Raw genomic sequence first — 5,229 nt, 5'->3', positions numbered from 1 at the left:
CGGTGTCCTCCTTCATACAAGGCCCTCACAGCTTTTTTCAGCGCTGTTTTCGGTCAGAGCCTATTTATCCCTATTTCTCTATGCAAAATCGCTCACAGAAGCTCCTAGAAGCTCACAGCGCATGATCTTCGTCAACGATACCGGACCGCAGGGAGGATAAGGAGTTGACGAAGCCGCCAGGTCTTCAAGCTGGCATGACCGAAGGGAATGGAAGGGGCGCTTTCCCCCGTACCATTCCTTTCGGCATCTGAGCGATAGCGTAGCCCCCAATTGCAATTGGGGGTTGGGGGTTAAAATGTCAGCGATCCAACGGGCTGCCGTTGGTCGCCGTGTGGGCGCGAAAGCCCACGAATTTGAAGGTATTTAAATTATGACTATGCAAGGGTTGTGTAGGTTGCTTTTAAGCTTTCTGCCTGTGGGATTTTGGAAAAAGGAACGGTTTATTAGAGTATATTTATGACTGATATAATTCTTTGGTTAAGTTCATTTCAAAAAAGTTCTTTATTTCTGTGTCTTTTATAAAATAATAAACCATTTTGCCTTTTCTATATCTGTCTAGAACATCATTCTTGTACAAAAGCCTTAAATGATGGGAGGTCGAAGCGATTGTCATATTTAAGATAATAGAAATATCACATACACACATTTCTTTCTCTTTAAGTAACGATAAAATAATTTTTACTTTATTGTCGTCGCAAACCCTATGAAAAATAGACATAAGTTTCTGGGAAGGCGATTCACTTAAAAATTCCTTGGCGCTATCAACTTTATCTTCATGAATAGATATAATCTGACATTCTATATTTTTATTCATCTGGACACCTCTTTTTAGTTTAAGAAAGAAATCAAGGTTTGTATGGTTTGATTTTCATAGATAATAAATAGGCCTAAGCCAATGTAGATGCTGGCCATGATCCATCTACTAAACTTCTCAACGACTTCTCCAATTCCTGGAATGTCCGATAATTTTTGAGCTGTGAAAACTAAAACAAAGATAAGAATTAGGAACACCAGTAAAGTTACCAATAATTCTGGGATACTTAGTGTTACGAAATAAGGGACAAATAAGCCTACATTGTCGGCTCCGCAACTAGCTATAGTGATTAACGTCACGGTTTTTGCTAATTTACTTAATCCTCTTTGATCTAATTGTCTTTCGACTTCTTCTTCATCATTATCGCCAGCAATAGCAACTTTGAGACCTAAATAAATTGGTATTAAACCTAACAGCCCTAGCATCCATTTTTCTGGAACAAAGTTTAAGACGTACGCTAAGACTAGACTGACAGCGATTAATGTTAATGAACCTAAATATTGGCCTATGTAAATATCACGATACTGTTTTCTGCTATTCGCTCTTGCGAAGAAAATCAGTAATAAAATTAACAAATCAACAGCCGTTGCGACATATAAAACGACTGCTGTCCCAATTGTTTGAATCATAAAGCCACCTCATTCAAAAACGTTTTTGAATGACTATTGTACTTTATGAAGGTACAAAATTACAACAATTGAATTCGACTATTACCTTTAAGAAAGGAACCCCGTTCAAGATAAAGAAGGGGAAAATGCTATAAATACTGTTTTTAAAGGGTTTTTTCTTTTATTATGTAACACCAGCTGTGATACATATATGTAACATCAGCTGTGATACATAGTTGTTACATCTAGTAACATACTAGTGTTTACTTATAACATTTAATGTTATATCATGTAACAATAATGAAACATATATGTATCAAGATCGGAGGAATTTATTATGCAAAGTGAAAATTTGAAAAGTCTTGAGGTTACAGATGAACAATACTCAAAAATCTTAAAATTCTTAGAAATTGAAGAAGAAAAAGAAAAAGATAAAAAACATAAAGAAGAAGAAAAAAAGAATAATAATTTTGTACAACTTTATAAAGACCATATGCCAGAAGTTCGTTGGTTAATGACTAAATATCCGTTTGCAAATACTATGCTTTTTTTCATTCTGGAACATATGGATAATCGCAATGCTCTTGCTTGTTCCTACTCAGTTTTTGAAGATTACTTTGAAAAATCAAGAATGACAATATATAGAGCAATTAAAGTTTTACAAGAAAATGGGTTTCTCGATGTTTATAAAATGGGGACTAGTAATGTTTACGTTATTAATCATGACTTAGCTTGGACTAGTTACAATACTGAGAAAAGATATGCTAAGTATGATGGAAAGATACTGATAAGTAAGAAAGAAAATAAAGACTATGAATATAGAAATCAATTTGATCGATTGAAATCACTCAAAGAGAGAGAAAATCTTTAAACATCATGAACAACCTCTTTAAAACATTTATTAAAGAAATGTATAAGAATATCAAGTTAATTTTCCAAATGACACAGAATATAATCCAAGTAGCATGGAAAGTAATAAAGGATACTCTTACAGTTGCTTTTGAACTTATTCTTATAGTTACTTCGGTTTTTTCAGATTTTCTAGGAAAGTTTATATATATGCTCGTTTCGATACCTATAACGATAACTGCTGGAGCAATTAGTGGTTTTTCTAATGCAATTTTTGTAACTATAGATAAATATTCTAAGAAATTTAAACTCTATGCTGAGACTGAAGAACAATATATCGAAATAATAGAAAGAGAAAAAAGAAAAGCTCAGAGGTTTATCATAATTTCTAAAAATTTATTAATTGGTATATCTCTTATTTCAGTTTTAACATTGGGTTCATTGATCTTATTTATTCCAGATTACATAGAAAGTGGATTAATTTTTAATTTAATAGAAATAATAGTCTATGGTTCATTTTTAGGAGCAATAACTTGTTCCATTGCTGTAGCTAACTTTAAAATTAAAAACGATGAAAAAGAAACAAATAATCGCTTTTAAAAAAGCTCAGCAAAACTTCCGCTATCGCTCAGATGCCGAAAGGAATGGTACGGGGAAACCCGCCCCTTCCATTCCCTTCGGTCATGCCAGCTTGAAAAGGTTCTTGTTTATTTATCTATCAAAGTTTTTTAATCATTTAAATCAAAAAGATAAAAGTAAAAAGCATTAAAAAAGCACCGTTCGAACGGTGCTTTTTTAATGCCCTAATTAGAGAAATAACCAATGCCCTATCAATAATAAAGGAACAGTGATCCCACTAGTCGCTATGCCATATTTGAACGCATCACCCCAGTACGAGGCCATCGCTCCTTTTTTCGCTTTAGCGACTAAGTCCCTGCTGTCTTTTTGCGCGTTTTGCACGACCTTGTTGAGCTCCTGCTGCATGTTGTTCGTGCTTTTCACGATCTCGCTGTTTATTGCATTCAACCGATTTTGAATATTCTGGTCCAGTTCGTTCATCTTCTCGATCGTCTGATGATTGTTTTTCCCTATCGTTTTCTCTGCTTCGCTCAGCATGCTCCGCAAGATTACGTCGTTTTCGGTTAACATCTTTTCTTGCTTCTCCAACGTCGAAGCCATCTGCTGGTGAACGTTGGTCGATGTCATGCGAATCTTCTCCAACTGGTTTTCTACGGATAGATTCGTCACGCTGTCCTCGTTCATCTGCACCCGAATATAACTTCTCATCAGCTCGTTGAGTTCCTTCGTTTCTTTCAAGAGTTCCTGCATGCTTTTGCTCTGCTCTACTTTGTCGTTCAAAGCCACGCTCCAATGCCTCCTTTTGATACGCTGCTCCTAATTTATTGGCCCGCACAAACTGCTGGCGGTCCGGGTGCTTATAACTCAAGGTTGATCCCCGCAACTTCGTTTCTATGTCATATTCCGCTAATAAATGTTTCTGTAATCCCTCAAAGCTTTCAACTTCTTCTTTTGCCATATCAATCGCCTGGCGGATCTCATCTTTCCAGCTCGGTTCTCCTTTAGCCAAGATTTCCTGTTCGGCGAGCGTATGCCGAACCTCTGCCGCTTCCTTCGGAATAGATAATCCACGTTCTCGACAAATCTCGTCATTTGCGTGCTGAACTTGTTGAATCGCCGCTTGGCCATGTGCTTGATACTTGGCTCCCGAGTCCATATGGACCGCATTGATGATGATATGGTTATGCGTATGATCTTTATCCGTATGCGTATAGACCATGCATTCATGCCCCGGAGCGATCTTTTCGGCCAATGCCACCCCTGCTTCATTGGCTTCTTCTGGCTTCACCTCGCCCGGCTCAAACGATTGAATGACCGTATGGGCCTGAATGCCATCCTTCTTCCCATGAAGCTCTCTGGTGGCCTTCATTTGCGCCTGAGCAACCTTTGGAAAGCATTCCACCCCCGAAGCAACTTCCGCCTTTTTCTCCGCATAACTGAGAGCTTTATTGGCGGTTTTCGTTGTTCCTAGCTTAACCGTTGCCATATCCGGTTCAACTCCTCCTGGACCCGTTGAACATTTTCCTCCAGCCGATCAATATCCTTTTTCTGCAGGCCGTCCTCTTGTCGCTGATTGCACCAGCGAGCCATCTGATTCACATTCTTTCCAATATCCCGTAATTCCCGGCTCAGCTGGACGCCTGTTTCCTTCCCGAATTTTGGCGTCACCAGCTTCGATCCCTGTGCCTTCTTTTTCACAAAAGCAGGCACGCTCATATTCAAGGTTTCCGCTGACTGCTCCAACTTGATATATTCGCCTTCGCTTACTCGAAAACTGATCTGCTTGGCTTCCTTCCGACCTCGTTTTCCCTCGTCGTCATTTGCCTGCTGATCGTTTTCCTCGTAACCGTCACCCATACTTCGCACCTCCAAATGTTCCAAAAAATGGTTCGACGCTGTCTCTCCATTTTATTGTCACAATTACGGTTTGGCAAGCTCTATATTTGCTAGCCACTTCGTGGCGCAAATAAGTCCTTGTTGAGGGGAAACGCTTCGCGTCTTCCCCTCAAACTCCCCTTCGCCTTCTTGAACACATGGCTATCATGATGCTAGCCGTATGTCCAACAAGACTTCCTTTTTTCATCAAAAAAGGGCTAGCATCTTGCTAGCTAAAATCGCTAAAGATAAACCGCACCTTTTTGAAAAAAGGCGCCCCCAAAAACTTCCCCTCGCCGGTAGGCGAAGCAAAAGAATGGCTTCTTTTGCTTGCACCGAGAGGGTGTAAACCGTCCGAGCTTGTCCATTCCTTAATGCTCCATTGGCTGCCGCCAAAGTCCGCTTATCATGGACAACCCTTCGTAGGCGGTGTCCTCCTTCATACAAGGCCCTCACAGCTTTTTTCAGCGCTGTTTTCGGTCAGAGCCTATTTATCCCTATTTC

Annotated in this window: 6 protein-coding genes; 2 read left to right on the top strand and 4 right to left on the bottom strand. The window is 39.3% G+C overall.

The window, feature by feature from the left end; all coding sequences use genetic code 11:
- Window positions 1–454: 454 nt before the first annotated feature.
- Both ACTTK7_RS16970 and ACTTK7_RS16965 read right to left on the bottom strand, forming a co-directional pair.
- The gene (locus tag ACTTK7_RS16970; RefSeq protein WP_462869284.1) at window positions 455–814 is read right to left on the bottom strand and encodes an ArsR/SmtB family transcription factor; all 360 of its coding nucleotides are present in this window, start codon (window positions 812–814) and stop codon (window positions 455–457) included.
- 14 nt (window positions 815–828) lie between these two features.
- The gene (locus tag ACTTK7_RS16965; protein ID WP_462869283.1) at window positions 829–1,443 is read right to left on the bottom strand and encodes a CadD family cadmium resistance transporter; all 615 of its coding nucleotides are present in this window, start codon (window positions 1,441–1,443) and stop codon (window positions 829–831) included.
- Window positions 1,444–1,759: 316 nt separating this feature from the next.
- Here ACTTK7_RS16965 and ACTTK7_RS16960 point away from each other — a divergent pair, with 316 nt between their 5' ends.
- Together ACTTK7_RS16960 and ACTTK7_RS16955 are read left to right on the top strand one after the other, a co-directional pair.
- Window positions 1,760–2,293 (top strand): replication/maintenance protein RepL, encoded by a 534-nt coding sequence (locus ACTTK7_RS16960; RefSeq protein ID WP_462869282.1) that lies wholly within the window; start codon window positions 1,760–1,762, stop codon window positions 2,291–2,293.
- Between the two features lie 68 nt (window positions 2,294–2,361).
- Window positions 2,362–2,871: a hypothetical protein gene (locus ACTTK7_RS16955; RefSeq protein ID WP_462869281.1), complete on the top strand. Its 510-nt coding sequence runs from the start codon at window positions 2,362–2,364 to the stop codon at window positions 2,869–2,871.
- 319 nt (window positions 2,872–3,190) lie between these two features.
- Here ACTTK7_RS16955 and ACTTK7_RS16950 read toward each other — a convergent pair whose 3' ends face one another.
- Window positions 3,191–4,336, bottom strand: coding sequence for a relaxase/mobilization nuclease domain-containing protein (locus ACTTK7_RS16950; RefSeq protein ID WP_462869280.1), 1,146 nt, complete (start codon window positions 4,334–4,336; stop codon window positions 3,191–3,193).
- Window positions 4,318–4,707, bottom strand: a complete 390-nt coding sequence (locus ACTTK7_RS16945; RefSeq protein WP_462869278.1) for a MobC family plasmid mobilization relaxosome protein — start codon at window positions 4,705–4,707, stop codon at window positions 4,318–4,320. Before ACTTK7_RS16945 ends, ACTTK7_RS16950 begins: the two co-directional genes overlap by 19 nt.
- Window positions 4,708–5,229: the final 522 nt, after the last annotated feature.

This window comes from Marinococcus tarijensis, assembly GCF_054971385.1.
The sequence above is the reverse complement of the archived record's forward strand: the minus strand, read 5'-3'. Positions and strand labels throughout refer to the sequence as shown.